The organism is Vibrio sp. Vb0888 (genome assembly GCF_033338835.1).
Taxonomy (GTDB): Bacteria; Pseudomonadota; Gammaproteobacteria; order Enterobacterales; family Vibrionaceae; genus Vibrio; species Vibrio alginolyticus.
The window spans coordinates 1-1,609 of record NZ_JAWOTL010000086.1 but is presented as its reverse complement, the minus strand read 5'-3'; the positions used below and the strand labels follow the sequence as shown (position 1 = coordinate 1,609).

Sequence of the window (1,609 nt, the reverse complement as noted above, 5' to 3'; positions counted from 1 at the left end):
AGTCGTTCTTATATGGTGTATGTGTCCATTGGACTTTTGGTCATATCCACGGCGATCGTCTTTTTAGGTACGTTCTACCCGATGATTTATCAATTGCTAGGGTTGGGAAACATCTCTGTTGGTGCGCCGTATTTTAATAGCTTGATATTTCCTCTTAGTATTTTCGCTTTGTTGGCGCTAGCCATTACGCCAATTTTGCGGTGGACAAAAGGAGTGTGCGCGAACTGGAAAGGGCAATTCGTCTTTGCAAGTACAATCGCATTAGGTGTCGTAGCCGTCTTTATCTTGTCGGTTGATACCGTGCGTATTGGGACAATCACGAGTGTATTTTTAGCAGCTTGGGTTATTGCTACGCACACTATGTTATGGCTGAATGCCGAAAATAAAGGGCCACTAATCAAGATGGTATTAGCACACGTCGGTTTTTCCGTAGCCGTTGTGGGAGCAGTCTTCAACAGTGAATACTCGTACCAATACAACTTGCGAGTAGAGCCAGGAGTTTCACATCAAAGAGCAAACATTGGTATCGATTATCAAGGTATGGATTGGGTAATAGGGCCAAATTACACCGCAGAACAAGCAAGGATCATTTTGCGCCTTGATGATCAGACTCGCTATGTATTACAACCTGAAAAACGCCATTATCCCGTGCGAGTAATGAACATGACTGAGCCCGCGATTCTGAGTTTATGGCACGGAGACTATTATCTGACGTTGGGGGATAAAGTTGGCACAAACGCTTATGCGATAAAAGTTCAGTACCGGGCGGGGATTTGGTGGATATGGTCAGGCGGTTTGATAGCGGTGTTTGGCGCACTGACGACTGTGTATCGCAAAAGAAAGAGGGCCGTGAATGTCACCGAAAACTATGCCTAAACTATTCGGGTTATTTATTGCTGTTGCCGTCTTTTCAGTCGTGGTCGTTGCGGCGTTATCTGACCGCCCCCACGTTGAGCAAGCAAAGGAAAGCACGCTAATGGTTCCAAATTTCAGCGCTGTATCGGTTATCTCTGGAAAAGAGGTCACTCAGGTGTTGTTTCAAGACAATGGCTATAAGTTGCTGAATGTGTGGGCGTCATGGTGTGGGATCTGTAAGAAAGAACATGAAACACTTTTGCAGATAGCGGATGCGGGAGTGCCGATCATTGGTTTGAATTATCGAGATAATAACTCTGCCGCCCAAAACTACTTGAGCTCTAAAAACAATCCTTATCAAGACGTGATTAGTGACCCAAATGGCGAATTGGCGGTTGAGCTGGGAGTGATAGGTACACCAGAAACTTATCTTATTGATCAAAATGGCAAGGTTTTGATCAAATATCGGGGAGCAATCACGATCGACAAATGGAACTCAATATTTTCTAGGTATTTTAATGGCGCTATTTAAATATATATTTATTACCGTTTTTGCACTTGCATTATATTCTCCTGCGAGCAATGGGAGTGAAATTAAGCAGAACGTTGATCTTTTTGAATTTCAATCTGTAGAAGTGCAACAACGAGCAACCTCGCTCGCTAAGACATTGCGCTGCCCACAATGCCAAAACCAGAACTTGATTGAGTCCAATGCGCCAGCGGCTAAAGATCTTCGGTTAAAGGTCTATACCAT

At 44.1% G+C, this 1,609-nt stretch carries 3 protein-coding genes; all 3 read left to right on the top strand.

The window, feature by feature from the left end:
• On the top strand, positions 1-876 hold an 876-nt coding region (locus R7P72_RS24030), incomplete at its 5' end, for a cytochrome c-type biogenesis CcmF C-terminal domain-containing protein (protein ID WP_318110829.1).
• The gene (locus tag R7P72_RS24025) at positions 854-1,387 is read left to right on the top strand and encodes a DsbE family thiol:disulfide interchange protein (RefSeq protein ID WP_024699808.1); all 534 of its coding nucleotides are present in this window, start codon (positions 854-856) and stop codon (positions 1,385-1,387) included. The genes R7P72_RS24030 and R7P72_RS24025, both read left to right, overlap by 23 nt.
• A partial coding sequence (locus tag R7P72_RS24020; protein ID WP_318110828.1) for a cytochrome c-type biogenesis protein CcmH occupies positions 1,374-1,609 on the top strand: 236 nt, incomplete at its 3' end. The genes R7P72_RS24025 and R7P72_RS24020, both read left to right, overlap by 14 nt.